General features: G+C 62.5%; 12 protein-coding genes. 7 read left to right on the top strand and 5 right to left on the bottom strand.

Annotated elements, in window-relative coordinates; translation table 11 throughout:
* Positions 1–257: 257 nt before the first annotated feature.
* From ABQX22_RS20410 to ABQX22_RS20400, 3 genes are all read right to left on the bottom strand, one after another.
* Positions 258–701, bottom strand: coding sequence for a GNAT family N-acetyltransferase (locus ABQX22_RS20410; protein ID WP_349801664.1), 444 nt, complete (start codon positions 699–701; stop codon positions 258–260).
* A 379-nt stretch (positions 702–1,080) separates the two neighbouring features.
* Positions 1,081–1,776, bottom strand: coding sequence for an RES family NAD+ phosphorylase (locus ABQX22_RS20405; RefSeq protein WP_349801663.1), 696 nt, complete (start codon positions 1,774–1,776; stop codon positions 1,081–1,083).
* A 2-nt stretch (positions 1,777–1,778) separates the two neighbouring features.
* Complete coding sequence (locus tag ABQX22_RS20400; protein WP_349801662.1) at positions 1,779–2,183, bottom strand: hypothetical protein; 405 nt, start codon at positions 2,181–2,183, stop codon at positions 1,779–1,781.
* Between the two features lie 443 nt (positions 2,184–2,626).
* On the opposite strand from ABQX22_RS20400, the gene ABQX22_RS20395 reads away from it, so the two are divergent.
* Complete coding sequence (locus ABQX22_RS20395; RefSeq protein ID WP_349801661.1) at positions 2,627–3,415, top strand: transporter substrate-binding domain-containing protein; 789 nt, start codon at positions 2,627–2,629, stop codon at positions 3,413–3,415.
* 61 nt (positions 3,416–3,476) lie between these two features.
* Here the strand turns inward: ABQX22_RS20395 and ABQX22_RS20390 are convergent, their stop codons facing one another.
* Both ABQX22_RS20390 and ABQX22_RS20385 read right to left on the bottom strand, forming a co-directional pair.
* Positions 3,477–4,793 (bottom strand): NTP/NDP exchange transporter, encoded by a 1,317-nt coding sequence (locus ABQX22_RS20390; protein ID WP_349801660.1) that lies wholly within the window; start codon positions 4,791–4,793, stop codon positions 3,477–3,479.
* Positions 4,794–4,817: 24 nt separating this feature from the next.
* Positions 4,818–5,744 (bottom strand): aldo/keto reductase, encoded by a 927-nt coding sequence (locus tag ABQX22_RS20385; protein WP_349801659.1) that lies wholly within the window; start codon positions 5,742–5,744, stop codon positions 4,818–4,820.
* A gap of 296 nt (positions 5,745–6,040) precedes the next feature.
* Here ABQX22_RS20385 and ABQX22_RS20380 point away from each other — a divergent pair, with 296 nt between their 5' ends.
* The 6 genes from ABQX22_RS20380 to ABQX22_RS20355 all read left to right on the top strand — a co-directional run bounded on the left by ABQX22_RS20380 (position 6,041) and on the right by ABQX22_RS20355 (position 15,282).
* Positions 6,041–6,262: a hypothetical protein gene (locus ABQX22_RS20380; RefSeq protein ID WP_349801658.1), complete on the top strand. Its 222-nt coding sequence runs from the start codon at positions 6,041–6,043 to the stop codon at positions 6,260–6,262.
* A 587-nt stretch (positions 6,263–6,849) separates the two neighbouring features.
* Positions 6,850–9,603, top strand: coding sequence for an autotransporter outer membrane beta-barrel domain-containing protein (locus ABQX22_RS20375; RefSeq protein WP_349801657.1), 2,754 nt, complete (start codon positions 6,850–6,852; stop codon positions 9,601–9,603).
* Positions 9,604–9,942: 339 nt separating this feature from the next.
* On the top strand, positions 9,943–11,574 hold the full coding sequence (mqo, locus tag ABQX22_RS20370; protein ID WP_349801656.1) for a malate dehydrogenase (quinone): 1,632 nt from the start codon (positions 9,943–9,945) through the stop codon (positions 11,572–11,574).
* 240 nt (positions 11,575–11,814) lie between these two features.
* Entirely contained in the window at positions 11,815–13,440 is a 1,626-nt protein-coding gene (locus ABQX22_RS20365; RefSeq protein WP_349801655.1) for an NADP-dependent glyceraldehyde-3-phosphate dehydrogenase, read from the top strand.
* Between the two features lie 92 nt (positions 13,441–13,532).
* Positions 13,533–14,180 carry a biliverdin-producing heme oxygenase gene (locus ABQX22_RS20360; protein ID WP_349801654.1) on the top strand — a complete coding sequence of 216 codons (648 nt, stop codon included), beginning with the start codon at positions 13,533–13,535 and terminating at the stop codon, positions 14,178–14,180.
* Between the two features lie 214 nt (positions 14,181–14,394).
* The gene (locus ABQX22_RS20355; protein WP_349801653.1) at positions 14,395–15,282 is read left to right on the top strand and encodes a DMT family transporter; all 888 of its coding nucleotides are present in this window, start codon (positions 14,395–14,397) and stop codon (positions 15,280–15,282) included.
* Positions 15,283–16,113 lie beyond the last annotated feature (831 nt).

The following is a 16,113-nucleotide window of genomic DNA, read 5'->3' as shown; positions in this document are numbered from 1 at the left end:
ATTTTTTCTGCTCGTGCCCGCTAAGCGGTGGCCCAGATTTTGCAAATTTCCAAAAATAGATATACGGTTAGACACGATTGACTTGAAAACTTTCCGCTTCTGACAGACTGTGTTCAAACAGCCAAGTGTGATTTTTACGGCAGAAAAAAGGCCGAGAAGCCGATTTTAACAGATCCGGCCGTTTGCTACATTTCGTGAAGGGCAGCATCTGGCCGACTTCTGTCTTTCTTCAATGTCATCTTTCTGGTCAATACCCCTCACCGCCGCCCATCCCCACAGTCCCCCAACCCTTTAACCAACGTAAACCGATCCCAAGGCCCGCAATACCTACTCACCTTCGCCACAAGTTCATACCCCAACCGCTGATACCAGGCCGCAACCCCGTCATCCATGGTCTCAATGATCGAATCCACGCATCCCCGTTCCACGGCTAACGCTTCAAGTCGTTGCAGTACCTGAGCGCCCAACCCAGTGCTGCGCCATGGTTGATCCACCCACAGGAAATCGACAAACAGGCGCTGAAATTCTGTGCGGCCTGTGGCGCCGCCGATGAGCAGGGTGTTTTCGGTGACTACGCAGGCGATGCTGTCGGCGTGTCCTTCCAGCGACTGTGATAAGTCGCGACCTACGTTGATGACGCCGTCTCTGATCGCTTGCAGATGGTTGCCATCCACAGTGCCGTTGGTTGTCCAGGTCTTCATTGCCATACTCCCTGCGTGATTGATTGCAAATTACACAGGCAAAAGCCAAGCCAGCGCGACCGGCTTGGCAACTCACTAGGCCACAGGGCACCGTCAGCAACGTGTGACTGCGGTCTACCGGACACACCTCTGACGTGCAACATCTTCATTGCCTGACCCTGCGCGATTCGCGGGCAAGCGCTTTCCTACAGGAGGGTGCCCGGCGTCAGGTGAATGCCGCAGCGCACATCCGCGACACCTCGGTCGCCTGTTTTCAGGGCCGCTACGCAGTCGGACGCGACCCCGGCCCATCGCAGGACAAGCCAGCTCCCACGGTCTCCGGCCAGAATCAAAAGCCAATCAGGCCGATTTGCTTCTGCCAAGGTCGTACGGCCCGCCGTTAGTCGCGCACCCGCTCAGCCCCACTGATCAAATTCACGCTATTTATTCCCCCATTCCAGATCATCTCGTAATGCGCCGTCTGGTGAATCGACACCACCATCGGGGTCATCAACGCCCAGCAATGATTCCCTTCCGATCTCACCGAGCGGTACTTCAAGCCGGGGCAGGCGGCGGCTTTGACGTCGCGTCCGAGCTGGCGGGCGTGGGTGTAGTCGTCGGTGTGGTAGATGGGGTCGTTCATGGGCAGCGCCGTTGCGTCTTTCATCCCGCTGTCGGTGAACCGGCAGCTCAGGCCGCGGAAGACGAACCGCTCGTAGCTGAGGTTTTCCACTTTCGACCAGTACTGTTGCTGGTGATAGGCGACTTCGGCCAGGGCGGTTTCCATGGTGTCGGCCAGGTAGAGGACGCCAAAGCTGCCGTCGCTGAAGCGCGAGCCTTGCGGGTTGACGTGGGTGAAGGGGCCGGTGGCGTAGGAGCATCCCGGGATGCCGAAGGGGATCTGGTCGCGGGGGATCAGTTCGATCACGCCGACTTCGTTCAGCAGGCGCGGATTGGTCAGCGCCTGGATCTGGTACAGGGCGTCGAATTCGTTGGCGTCGGCCACGTCGTCGAACAAGGCGATGGGCGGGAATTTGGAGTTGATCAGTCGGTAGGCCTGTAACGGTTCGCCGGCCAGGTCGGGCAACTGGCTCATCGTTACCACTGCGCACCCCGCAAGGCGTTGATCCGCCGGAAGGTTTCGTAAAGCGAGACCATGTCGCCCTGGGACAGGATGTCCAGCGGGGAGCGGCCGTTGAAGAAGTCGTTGTGGTTAGCCTTGGCAGGGAAGCCGTAGACGTTATCCGGGTTGTCGAAGATGGTGCGCAGGGCGGCGTGGATGTTCAGCACGAAGCTGATGCGCTGCATTTGATCGGTGTCCAGGCTGACGGACCACTTGGGGTCTCGCTGTTTGGCGCGGGTGTAGGTGCTGCGGGAAATACGCAGCGTGCGGCACACTTGATCAACGCTGGCGTTCCATTTTTCGAAAATGGTGATCGCCGTTTGCAGACCAATGACGCACTGGCTTTTGGTGAGGGCTTGAGCTTGAAGAGCGGATTCCATGCGAGCGTCCTGATAGATCTACAGACGCAAATATAGGCTAATTAAATCTGTAGAGCAATTTTCCTGATGAATGTAATGCGCATGGCACCCAATGTTCACCGCCGACGCCCGCTTCAAAACAATCTCTTACGGACGAACATAAATAAATTGTTATGTCTTTCGCTCAAAAACCCACATTCTTGCATCGGGTCGTTTTACCCCTTCGACCCACCGCACTGAATGTCATCGGGCTGAACGCCCGGTGACGCAGCATTAAAGATGAACCGGATCGCCCCAGGCAGCTTGAGCCCGCTAACGGCACATGCATGACCACCCTCAAGAGTCGCCATCCGTGAACGCCCTTTGCTTTATCCCTGCCAGCTACATCGCCGGGTCTCGACCGCTGTGTCGTGACCGGGTTCGCAGGCTTCGCGCCGTCCGTTTACATACTTTTGAGAGAAGCCATGAACCTATTTCGTCGTTGTCTGTTGAGCGCCATGCTGGCCGGTGCTGCGTGTGCGGCCGTACCTTTCGCCCACGCTGACGTGTTGTCCGATATCACCAGCAGGGGTGTGTTGAAAGTGGCGGTTCCCCAGGACTTCCCGCCGTTTGGCTCGGTCGGCACGGACATGAAGCCGCGCGGCCTGGACATCGACATGGCGCAATTGATCGCTGACAAGCTGGGCGTGAAGCTGGTCCTGACGCCGGTCACGTCGGCCAACCGGATTCCGTTCCTGACCACGGGCAAGGTGGACCTGGTCATTTCCAGCCTGGGCAAAACCCCTGAGCGCGAGGAAGTGATCGGCTTCAGCAGCAAGTACGCGCCGTTCTACATGGGCGTCTACGGGCCGAAAGAAGTGGAGGTGAGCAAAGCGGCCGATCTGGACGGCAAGTCCATCGGTTTGAGCCGCGGCGCGCTGGAAGACATTGAAGTGTCCAAGGTCGCGCCACCGGGCACCAAGATCAAACGCTTTGAAGACAACAACACCACCATCGCCGCCTTCCTGGCCAATCAGGTCGACCTGATCGCCAGCGGCAACGCCACGATGGCGGTGATTGCCGATCAGAACCCGCACCGTCCGCCGCTGCTCAAGTTCAAGCTCAAGGACTCGGGTTGCTACGTGGGTTTCGGCAAGGATGAAACTGCGCTTAAAGAGAAGGTCAACGCCATCGTTGCTGCTGCCAAGGCTGACGGCACGTTGAACAAGATGTCCGAGCAATGGCTGAAAGAGGCGCTGCCTGCTGATTTCTGACGGGCAGCGATCACCGTTCGTGCGTCGTTTGGTTTGAAATCGTCCTGAACAAGGCCAGCCCTCAGCTGGCCTTTTTCATGGGATGGAGTTGACCGGCGTCATCAGCCCGCCGCCCGAGATACCAGCCCGTCACCGCCCAGAGCGCGGCACACAGCGCGCCGACGATGGCCACCAGCACGGTGCCCTGACCGAGCATGTCCAGCAGGCTTTTGGCCCAGGCGCTGATGGCATCGCCGCCGCGATAGACCACGGTGTCGATGAAGTTCTTGGCCTTGTATTTGGTCTCGGCGTCCAGCGGCGCGAACAGCATTTCGCGGCCCGGGCGGATGAACGCGTACTCGCCGATCCGCCGCACGATCATCAGCCCCGCCAGCATGGCGAACGACGGCGCCAGCGCCAGGCCGAGGAAGCCGATGCAGACCAGCGCTGGCACCGCAGCCAGCAAGGTGCTGACGCCAAAGCGCTGGGCGATGCGGCCGGTGATGAACACTTGCGACACCAGCGCGCCGGCCTGCACCGCGAAGTCGATCAGGCCGAACACGCGGATCTGCTCTTCGCGGGTGGTGAACAGCTGCGCCACCAGTCGTGCCTGTTCGAAATAGAGGAAGGTGCTTGCCGTTGCGAGCAACACCACGAACAGGCACATCATCAGCAGGTACGGCGAGCGCAGCACCCGGCTCACGCCGCTGAACGGGTTGCCGGCCACCGGGTGGCGCGGGTTTTCAGCGGCGGGCGCGCCCGGTCGACCGGCACCACCGCGCTCACGCCAGGCCATCAGGTAACGCTTGAGCACCAGCGCCAGCAGCAGCAAAACGGCGCTGACAAAAGCGAGCCCGGCTTGGCCGAGCAGGTTGATGGAGAATGCGCTGATCAACGGGCCCACCAGCCCGCCGACACTGGCGCCGGCGGCGATGAACGCGAACAGGCGCTTGGCCTGGGCGGCGTCGAACGCATCGGCCATCAGGCTCCACGCCACTGACACCACGTACAGGTTGTAGACCGAAATCCACACGTAGAACCCGCGCGCCAGCCAGACACTGCCGTCGTGCACGGCGAAGGTCACCGCGAACAGCAGCAGGTTGAGGGCGAAGAATCCGTACACCCAATCGACGAATTGCACCCGTGGCACCACCGAGTTCAGCCAGCCAAACAGCGGCACGGCGATCAGCATCACCACAAAAGTGGCGGTAAACAGCCATTGCAGGTTCTCGACGCCGCCCTGGATGCCCATGGCCTCGCGGATCGGTCGCAGCATGAAGTAGCCGCAGAACAGGCAGAAGAACAGCGCGAACCCGGCCAGCGCCGGGATCAGTTCATCGGGCTGCGCATTGATCGCCCTCGCGGCGCGGTGCATCAGTGACGTGTCGGCGACGGACAAGGGCAGGCTCCAGAGGCGATGTGATCAGGCGAACAGTTCGACGATGCGTTCGCGCAGGGCGGCGTCCGGCAAGCGACCCTGGCCGGCCAGCAAATTGTCTGCGGCGTAGCGTGGGTTGCTGGTGGCGGGGATAACCACGGTGATGGCCGGGTGGGCGAGCACGAACTTTAGCAGCAACTGTGCCCACGAACTGGCGTCCAGCTCCGCGGACGCCCAGTCCGGCAGGGTCTTGCCCTTGACCTTGGCGAACAGTCGCCCGGCTTCGAACGTGCGATTGGCCAACACCGCCACGCCGTTGTCGGCGCACCAGGGCAGCAGCCGTTTCTCGGCATTGCGCGCGCCCACCGAATAATTGACCTGAACGAAATCGACCTTCTCTTTCTGCAGCACGGCGAGCAGGTCGTCGTGGGCGGATTCGAGGTAGTGGGTCACGCCGACGTAGCGAATGCGGCCTTGTTGCTTGAGTTCACGCAGGGTTTTGAGCTGGGTGGCGGTGTCCTGCAGGTTGTGCACCTGGATCAGGTCGATGCGTTGGGTCTGCAGCTGTTTGAACGCGTCCTCGATCTGACGCAGGCCGGCGTCGCGCCCGGTGGACGAGACTTTGGTGGCGATAAACGCCTGGTCATGGGCCTTGGCGCGGGTCAGCAATTCACCGGTCACCGCCTGGGCGTCACCGTAGCTGGGCGCGGTGTCGATGACCCTGGAGCCGCCGGCCAGCAGGGTCTTGAGGACTTCGAGGGCGGCGGTCATTTCGCTGGAGGTCACGTCGATGTCGAAGGTGCGCGAGGTGCCGAGGCCGATCACCGGCAGGGTTTCGCCCGTGGCCGGGATTTTGCGGGTCAGCAGGGACGTGGCGGCGAACGCCGGGAGCAGGGGGGAGAGGGCGGCCATGGCAGTGATGGCGGCACTGGCCTGAATGAAATCGCGACGGTTGAACGAGTGAATGGGCATGGCAGCTTCCTGTCGTTCGTGAGGGGGAAATGTCAGGAGGTGTAACAACGCTGTCATCGATAGAAGCACATCCACGGCCTGGCTGCGGGGGCGCAGGGAGCCATGGGCACGGGAAAGTTTTGCAAATCATTTCCCGATGCGCGGCTGTTGTCCAGGGACGCTGCCGGGGCCTGCCGTTTGGTCTGAAGATTGCACAGGGTTACCCCAAGCGTGCCTGATCACCAAATCTTGACGCGGATCATCCCTTAGCCACGCAACGACTGGCTCCTCGCGGAGCATGTGTCATGGAGCCGACCTTGAGTACCCTCGCAGAAATCGCCGCTAATCTTTTGAAACTTGAGCGGCGTGTTGGCAGCACGTTGTCGGACACCGCGGCACAGGATGCGAAAGCGTGGGAAGAATTGATGCCGTTTGGCCCGGCCCCCCATCTTCTCGGCCAACCGGTCCTCGCCCACGCGCCTATATCGCCACGCCCCCGCGTGACCGTGTTGCGATTGTTGGGGGGTGGGTTGGTCTGAGGCTGGCGGAGGGCTGCAGTCTTTACTGCGGGTCGTCGGGCCTGATGGCTTTTGATTCTGGCCGAAGGCCGTGGGAGCTGACTTGTCTGCGATGGGCTGCGTAGCGGCCCTGAAACCGGGTGATCGGGGTGTGGCAGGTGATACCGCATCCACAGGTTTTACTGCCGCTTCGCGCCAGATCGCGGGCAAGCCACGCTCCCACGCCTATCGGCAGAAGCAGATCGTGTGCGCTCGGGCTTTTGATTCTGGCCGAAGGCCGTGGGAGCGCAGCTTGCTCGCGATGGGCTGCGCAGCAGTCCTGAAACCAAGCGACTGGGGTGTACGGCCCTGCACACATTGATCGTGCCCACGCTCTGCGTGGTAATGCCGCCCCGACGCTCCGCGTCACCGAAAATAGAGCCTCCCGCTCTCCGTCACCCCGCCAGGCGCGGATCGATGAATGAAAATTCCCGAGCCCCCACCGCCGGCGCTGCTACTGTTAATAACGGTTGTTTGGCTTGCGTAACAGGCGCCAGAACGTGTCAGCAGTTTCAGGGGTTAGCGCCAGAGTCAGTGCAACCGTGCAGTCATTGGACGGAGCCTGGCTGATGTACCCACTGGACAAACACCCGCGTGCCTCCCATGGCGCGGCACTACGAATGGCAATCAGGGCCCGGCGTTCAGCGACCCTGAGTTGCGTACTGTTCTTATCCCCCATGGCGGCGGCCGATTGCACGTCGGTGACCACACCTGCCACCACGCAGTACACCTGCAGCAGCGGCACCAGCGGGTTCGGGCTGACGGACCTGATCGGCAACAACACCCTCACTTTCCCCGCGTCCGGCACCGGCACGATCAATGGGCCGGTGCGCTTCGGCCCGGGCAATGACCTGATCCTGATGGACTCCGGGCAGATACTGGGTGCTGTGGACCAGGGCGACGGGGCCAATGTGATGCGCATCGGCGCAGGGACGGTCAACGGCGACGTGCAGCAGGGCAACGGCATCGATACGTTCCAGATGAGCGGCGGGCTGGTTCAGTCGGTGGCGCAGGGCGACGGCCGTGATGTGTTCCAGATGACCGGCGGGACGATCGTGGGCGGTTTCGACGATGGCGACATTGCGACCATGACCGGCGGCACCTTGGGCCGCGCCAACATGAAGCTCGATAACAATATTTTCGACCTGTCCGGTGGCCAGATCGTCGGCAACCTGGTCGCGGGGCTGGGGCGCGACACGATCATCGTCTCGGGCGGCAGCATTGGCGGCAACATCAGCGTGAGTGGCGGAGACGATGACGTGACAGTCAGCGGCGGCGTCGTGGACGGCGAAATCCGGACCAGCTTCGGCAACGACCGCTTCACCTGGGACACCGCTGGCGTGATCCGCTCGGCGATCCTCATGGGCGACGGCGACGACACCGCGCAGCTCAACGGGCTGGATGAAAGCCGGCTGGCGCCAACGCCGTCGCTGGACGGCGGCACCGGCTTCGACACGCTGACACTGAACGCCACCACGTCGTCCAGCGCCTCGAGGTACATCGGCTGGGAGTCGATCAACCTGACCAACGCCTCGCGACTCGACCTGACCGGCGACCTGTTCCTGGGCGACAGCCTCAGCGGCACCGGCACTCTGGCGCTGGATGGCAGCAGCGCCATGACCGTCACGCAGGGCGCGGTCCGACCCTACAACGCCGGGCAACTGACGACGGTGAGCAACGCCGGCCGTATCGACATGAGCAGTGCCAGCGCGACGGCCACCGATGCCTTGACCGTGTACGGCAACTACGTGGGAAACAACGGCGCACTGTTGCTGCAAACCGAGCTGGGCGACGACGCATCGCCCAGCGACAAACTGATCGTCTCCCAAGGCACCCTCAGCGGTTTCACCCGCCTGGGGGTGACGAACCTGGGTGGGCTCGGCGGACTGACCCGGCAAAACGGCATCGAGGTGGTGCAGGCCAGCAACGGTGCAACCAGTGCTGACGGTGCGTTCGCGCTGAGCGGTTCGCTGTCGGCGGGCGCGTATCGGTACTACCTGTTCAAGGGGGGCGTGACCGCCGGTTCCGAAAACAACTGGTACCTGCGTTCGACGGTGGTGGCCGTGCGGGCGCTGGCGGCGGCACCCCAGCCTCCCGTCGTGGCGCCGCCTGTGGTCCCGCCGCCCGTCATCACGCCTCCGCCCGTTACGCCGCCCATTACGCCGCCGGTCACAGAGCCGCAAGGCGCGGAGGAACCCCCTGTCGAACCTGCGACGGCGACCCCTGTCGTCACGCCTGAGCCACCGGCCAACACCCCCGGCCAAGGCCCCAGCGAAACCCCGTCCCCCGAAATCGCCCAGGCGTCCCCTGTGGCAGCGTCGGGCACGCCGGCACTGCCGACCCCGATTGCCGGCGCGCAGCCCATTCCCTTATATCGCGTGGAAGTCCCGGTCTGGTCGGTGGTCATCCCCGGTGCGCAACTGATGATGCTCAGCGCACTGGGCACCTTCCATGACCGCCAGGGCGAGCAAAGCCTGTTGACCGAAACCGGCGCGGTCCCGGCAGGGTGGGGGCGGATTTACAACAATGACCTGCGCAAACGCTGGTCCGGCACCGTGTCGCCGCGCTTCGACGGTTCGGTCGATGGTTATCAGGTCGGCCATGACCTCTATGCGTCGGACATTGGCGAAGGGCGTGTCCAGAGGTTGGGTTTTTTTGTCGGGCACAGCCAGTTGCAGGGCGGGGTGAAAGGCTTTGCTGACGGGTTTCAGGGCACCAAGGCAGGTCGCACGAAGCTTGCGGGTGACAGCGTCGGCGCGTACTGGACGCTGACCGACGACAGCGGCGGGTACGTCGATGCGGTGGTCATGGGCACGCGGCTGGAGGGGAAAAGTCGTTCCGAGCGCGGCATCACGCTGGACACCGACGGCCACGGCCTGACGGTGTCGGTGGAAGGCGGTTACCCGATCAAGGTGTCCGATCGGTGGGTGGTGGAGCCGCAGGTGCAGGTCATCCACCAGCGCATCGAGCTGGATGATCAAAACGACGGCATTTCCACCGTCGCGTTCGATGCCCAGGCCTACACCACCGGCCGGGTGGGCGCGCGCGTGAAAGGCCGTTATGCGGTCGGCAACACGCCGCTGGAGCCTTACCTGCGGGCCAATCTGTGGCACACCTTCGACGGCAAGGACACCGTGACGTATGACGGGATTGACCGGATCAAGAGCGAGCACCGGTCATCGTCCGCCGACATCGGTCTGGGCGTGATGGCGAAGCTGTCTCCCCGTGTCGCGATCTATCTAAGCGCCGATTACAACACCCATCTGGATAGCCAGGCGATGGAAGGTATACAGGGGAGTCTGGGCCTGCGAATGAGCTGGTAGGCTGTGGGCAGGGCTGCAACCTGCGGCGGATTTGGTCAATTGCACACAGACTTGCCCATGCGGGTAGGCTTACGGGCTGCGCTCCCCTATAATCCGCCGCTCAAAATGAGGGCAAGCACCCTCCGATTGAGTGTCACCCAGGCAGCTGAGACCAACGACTAACAAGAAGTCAGCGCAGTAGGGGGCTAAAAGTGAGGTCGACGTTGTGTGTCGATCTTGTATGTCCACGCCAGATCTTGTGAGTGCGGGAGCCTGCGGCATGCAGCAATGCATGCGGTGAACCAGGGCGATTCGTGATCAGGGACGGTACGGACGGCGTTCTATCCTAGGTATTACTGCATGTTTAATAAAGTCAACACGGCGCTCTTGGGCCTGGCCCTGTCGGTGGGCAGTTCTGCACACGCGGCTGATGCAAAGAAAGTGGATGTCCTGCTCGTGGGCGGCGGCATCATGAGTGCAACCCTCGGCGTCTGGCTCAACGAGCTGGAGCCGGGCTGGACGATGGAAATGGTCGAGCGTCTCGACGCCGTCGCCGAAGAAAGCTCCAACGGCTGGAACAACGCCGGTACCGGTCACTCCGGCCTTGCCGAGCTGAACTACACCCCTGAAGACAAAGACGGCAACGTCAACATCTCCAAAGCCATCGAAATCAACGAAGCCTTCCAGATCACCCGTCAGTTCCTGTCGTGGCAGGTCAAGAGCGACGTCCTGAAGAACCCGCATTCGTTCATCAACACCACACCGCACATGAGCTTCGTGTGGGGCGATGACAACATCAAGTTCCTGAAGAAGCGTTACGAAGCGCTGCAAGCCAGCCCGCTGTTCCGCCCGATGCAGTATTCCGAAGACCCGGCGCAGATCGCCAAGTGGGTCCCGCTGATGATGGAAGGGCGTGATCCTTCGCAGAAGCTGGCGGCCACCTGGACGCCTATCGGCACCGACGTCAACTGGGGTGAAGTCACCCGTCAGTACGTGTCCGCGCTGCAAACCCGTCCCAACTTCGACCTGAAGCTGTCCAGTGAAGTCAACGACATCACGCGCAACAAGGACGGCTCCTGGCACGTCGAGTACAAAAACCTGAAAGACGGCACCACCAGTGCAACGGACGCCAAGTTCCTGTTCATCGGTGCCGGCGGCGGCGCGCTGAAGCTGCTGCAGAAAGCCGACGTGCCCGAGGGTCACGAATACGCAGGCTTCCCGGTCGGCGGTTCGTTCCTGGTCACCGAGAACCCGACCATCGCCATGCAGCACATGGCCAAGGCCTACGGCATCGCGTCGACCGGCGCGCCGCCAATGTCGGTTCCGCACCTGGACACCCGCGTGCTGGACGGCAAGCGCATGATCCTGTTCGGGCCATTCGCGACGTTCTCCACCAAGTTCCTGAAAGAAGGTTCGTACCTGGACCTGTTCAGCACCATGACCACGCACAACTTCTGGCCGATGACCAAAGTCGGCGTCGAACAGTACCCGCTGGTCGAGTACCTCGCCGGTCAACTGATGCTGTCGGACGACGACCGCTTCAACGCCCTGAAAGAGTACTTCCCGCACGCCAAGAAAGAAGACTGGCGTCTGTGGCAGGCCGGTCAGCGCGTGCAGATCATCAAGCGTGACGCGGACAAGGGCGGCGTGCTCAAGCTGGGCACTGAAGTCGTTTCCTCCAAGGACGGCACCATTGCCGCGCTGCTAGGTGCATCGCCAGGTGCCTCCACCGCTGCGCCGATCATGCTGAACGTGATGGAAAAGGTCTTCAAGGACAAAGTGGCAACGCCGGAATGGCAGGCCAAGATCCGCCAGATCGTGCCGAGCTACGGCACCAAGCTGAACGAGTCACCGGCTGCTGTGCAGCAGGAATGGAACTACACCTCCGAAGTGCTGGAACTTGGCAAGCCGCCAGTACTGGACCAGGCCGTGCCAACCGGTTCGGCGCCGGCCCAGAGCAAGCCAAACCCGGCGGCGGACATGGCTTTGTAAATAAGCCTTTGCCCCCGGCGCCCCGCGCCTGGGGCGATCCGACGCAGGACACCTGTCCGGCCCCAGCTTCGTGCTGTGGCCGGACAGTCGTTTCCGGGCCCCGTAAAACCTCGGCGCTTGCCACGTTTCGCCCCGGATTTGACGAACCTGTAGTGCGGCAAACCTTTTGCTACCCAGGGTCAGTGGCGTAGTGTGTGCCCGGATGTTACGTAACCTGCCCGATTGAAGAGGTGAAACGAGATGACGCTGCACACCCGCCTGGACAACCTGTACCCGAGTGCCGATCAGATCCCCGAGCAGTTTCGTGCAGGCCCTGCCATCGAGCAGCGTGAGTACCTGGTCAACGGCCAGCTGCACCGGTGGGAAGGCCCCTTGGCGCCGGTGCTCAGTCCGGTGTCACTCAAGACCGAGACGGGCCTGGAGTCGGTGGTGCTGGGCAGCACGCCGTTGATGGACGAAGCCACGGCGATGACTGCGCTGGACGCGGCCGTCAAGGCCTGGGACCGGGGGCAGGGCGCCTGGCCGACGATGCGCGTGGCGGACCGGATTCATCACGTGGAGACGTTTCTCAAAGGCATGCGCCAACAGCGCGATGCCGTGGTCAAGCTGCTGATGTGGGAAATCGGCAAGAACCTCAAGGACTCGCAGAAAGAGTTCGACCGCACCTGCGACTACATCGTCGACACCATCAATGCGCTCAAGGAACTGGACCGTCGTTCCAGCCGTTTCGAGCTTGAGCAGGACACCCTCGGCCAGATCCGTCGCGTGCCGCTGGGCGTAACCCTGTGCATGGGGCCCTACAACTACCCGCTCAACGAGACCTTCACCACGCTGATTCCGGCGCTGATCATGGGCAATCCGGTGGTGTTCAAGCCGGCCAAGTTCGGCGTGCTGCTGATCCGCCCGCTGCTGGAAGTGTTCCGCGACAGTTTCCCCGCCGGCGTGATCAACGTGATCTACGGCAGCGGCCGCGAGACCGTGAGTGCCCTGATGGCCAGCGGCAAGATCGACGTGTTTGCGTTTATCGGCACCAACAAGGCCGCCAGCGCGCTGAAAAAGCTGCACCCCAAGCCGCACCGCCTGCGTGCGGCCCTGGGCCTGGACGCCAAGAACCCCGGCATCGTGCTGCCGGACGTCAACCTGGACAATGCCGTCAGCGAAGCCATCACCGGCAGCCTGTCGTTCAACGGCCAGCGCTGCACCGCGCTGAAAATCCTGTTCGTGCACGAAAACGTGGTGGGCAGTTTCCTCGAAAAATTCGAGGAGAAACTGGCGCAGCTCAAACCCGGCATGCCGTGGGAAGAGGGCGTGGCCCTGACGCCATTGCCGGAACCGGGCAAGACCGAATACCTGCAGGGCCTGGTCGAAGATGCCGTGAGCAAGGGCGCCCGGATGGTCAACGAAGGCGGCGGCGAGATCCATCAGCAGTTTTTCTACCCGGCTGTGCTGTACCCGGTGACGCCGGAGATGCGCGTCTACCACGAAGAGCAGTTCGGTCCGGTGGTGCCGGTGGTGGCGTATCGCGACCTGGAGACGGTGATCGAGTACGTGCTCGATTCGGACTTCGGCCAGCAGCTGAGTATCTTCGGCAACGACCCCAAGCAGGTCGGGCGGCTGGTGGATGCGTTCGCCAATCAGGTGGGCCGGATCAACATCAACGCACAATGCCAGCGCGGGCCGGACAGCTTCCCGTTCAATGGGCGTAAAAACTCGGCCGAAGGCACGCTGTCGGTGGACGATGCGCTGCGGGTGTTTTCGATCCGCACGCTGGTGGCGACCAAGTTCCAGGAGAGCAACAAGGCTTTGATCAGCGACATCATTCACGACCGTGACTCCAGCTTCCTGACCACCGACTACATCTTCTGATCGACGACGGTGCTGTGCAGGCGTCTTTGCTACCGCTGGGTGGCTCGGCGCCTGCATAATGCCGCCACCCGCCATTCTTTGGATCGCGCCTCTTGATTGACGCCCCTGTTGAATCCCCACCCGTGCTCACGCCAACGACCGGCATGCCCGTGCTGCAGTGGTTGCGCGTGGCCACGGGCGCTTCCCATAAATCGCTGGAAGACCGGCTGCCGTTCATGCGTCCCGAGCTGGACCGGGCGTTGTACGTTCGGCTGATTCAAGCGTATTACGGCTTTTATCGCCCGCTGGAACGGTTGATTGCCGGGGTCGACGATGCCTGCCCGAATGCCGGGCAACGGCGTAAAGTCCCGGCACTGTTGCGCGACCTGACCGCATTGGGCTTGTCCGATGCGCAGATACAGGCACTGCCGTTGTGTGAAGACCTCCCGGTGATCAAAAACGCGCTGCAACTGCTGGGCGCGCGTTACGTGATCGAGGGCGCCACGCTGGGCGGGCAGGTGCTGCGGCGGGTGGTCAAGGGCGCGCTGGGAATCGAGGCGGACAGCGGCGGCGAGTTTCTGGATGTCTACGGGCGTGAGACCGGGCCGCTGTGGAAAGCGTTTCTGCAGCAACTGGCCGAGGCGGACGATCCGCAACACAACGCTCAAATCGTCGAGGCGGCGTGCGCCACGTTCAGCAGTTTCGAGGCCTGGCTGGCGCGGGCCGGCGTCCTGGACACCCAAACACCCCAAACCCTGTAGGAGCGCGCTTGCCCGCGATGGCGACTTTTCTGCAACGTATTCATCGAATGACACACCGCCATCGCGGGCAAGCGCGCTCCTACAGATGAAATCACCGGGCGCGTCACCTTTGTTTGGTGATCGACCCACAGCTTCTATATGCTTTCAGCGTCTACTCAGCCCCGTGCCGCGCTGAAGGTAGGCCACGTATTCACGCAAGGGCAAAGGAAACCTGATGAGTACTCCCAGCACGCCGCTGTCCGGCGTCAACCAGCCGCTCAAGGGCATCGCCTTTATCGTCCTGGCGACCCTGCTGTTTTCCAGTCACGACACCCTGTCCAAATACCTGTCCGGCTTCTACCCGATCATCATGGTGGTCTGGGTCCGATATCTGGTGCACACCCTGTTGATGGCCTGCATTTTCATGCCCTCGGCGGGTTTGCGTGTGCTGCGCACCAAAAGGCCGGGCATGCAGGCCCTGCGCGCGGCCTGTCTGCTGGGCACCAGCCTGTTGTTCACCACCGGTTTGATGTTCATTCCCCTGGCCGAGGCCACGGCGGTCAACTTCCTTGCGCCGCTGCTGGTCACCGCGCTATCGGTGCCGCTGCTCAAGGAACATGTCTCGCGCGGTCAATGGATCGCCGTGCTGGTGGGCTTCAGCGGGGTGCTGGTCATCGTCCACCCGGGTGGCGAGTTGTTCACGCCGGCGGTGCTGCTGCCACTGGGTTCGGCCATGTGCTTTGCCTGCTACCAGTTGTTGACGCGCCTGGTGGCGGCCCACGACAGCCCGACCACCAGCAACTTCTTCGCCGGGCTGTTCAACACCCTGGTGATGAGCGCGCTGGTGCCGTTCTTCTGGCAACCGCCGCAGTGGCAACACATCCCGCTGATGCTCGCCCTGGGCAGCTGCGGCATGGTCGCGCACTTGCTGCTGACCCAGGCCTTCCGCTTCGCCGCCCCGGCCATGCTGGCCCCGTTCGGCTACTGCCAGATTGTGTTCGCCGGGCTGCTCGGCTTCATCTTCTTCGATCACGCCCCCTCACTCACGGCGCAGATCGGCATCGCCATCATCTGCCTCAGCGGCCTGGCTGCCGCATGGCAACAGGGCAGAAAGGGCGCCTGACGATTGTGGACGCCGATCCGCTTCTGCCCGGAGGGCGTGGGAGCGTGGCTTGCCCGCGATGAGGCCGGTACATCCGACGCATTTCCAGCGACCAATCCATTGCCATCGCGGGCAAGCGCGCTCCTACAAATCGAAATGCCTGCAAATGCGTGACGCCTGACACACCGCAAGCGCCTGGTTTGATGACTGCTGCGCAGCCAATCGCGGGACAAGCCACGCTCCCACGGCCTGCGGCCAGAATCAAAAGCCTGCCAGGCTTTGATCGTTCCCACGCTCTGTGTGGTAACGGCGATCCTGACGCTCCGCGTCCCTGTGACGCAGAGCATCAGTCACGGCGTGCCCACGCAGAGCGCGGGTACGATCAGTGGACGCCGATCCGCTTCTGCCCGGAGGGCGTGGGAGCGTGGCTTGCCCGCGATGAGGCCGGTACATCCGACGCATTTCCAGCGACCGATCCATTGCCATCGCGGGCAAGCGCGCTCCTACAAATCGAAACGCCTGCAACTGCGTGCCGCCTGATACGCCGCAGGCGCCTGGTTTCATGACTGCTGCGCAGCCAATCGCGGGACAAGCCACGCTCCCACGGCCTGCGGCCAGAATCAAAAGCCTGTGCGCACTATGGTCGATCGTTCCCACGCTCGGCGTGGTAACGGTGATCTGGACGCTCCGCGTCCCTTAGACGCGGAGCGTCAGTCACGGCGTGCCCACGCAGAGCGTGGGTACCATCAGTGGACGCCGATCCGCTTCTGCCCGGAGGGCGTGGGAGCGTGGCTTGCCCGCGATGAGGCCGGCACATCCGACGCATTTCCAGCCACCGATCCATTGCCATCG

The sequence above is a fragment of the Xanthomonas sp. WHRI 1810A genome, from assembly GCF_040202885.1.
Taxonomy (GTDB): domain Bacteria; phylum Pseudomonadota; class Gammaproteobacteria; order Pseudomonadales; family Pseudomonadaceae; genus Aquipseudomonas.
The sequence above is the reverse complement of the archived record's forward strand: the minus strand, read 5'-3'. Positions and strand labels throughout refer to the sequence as shown.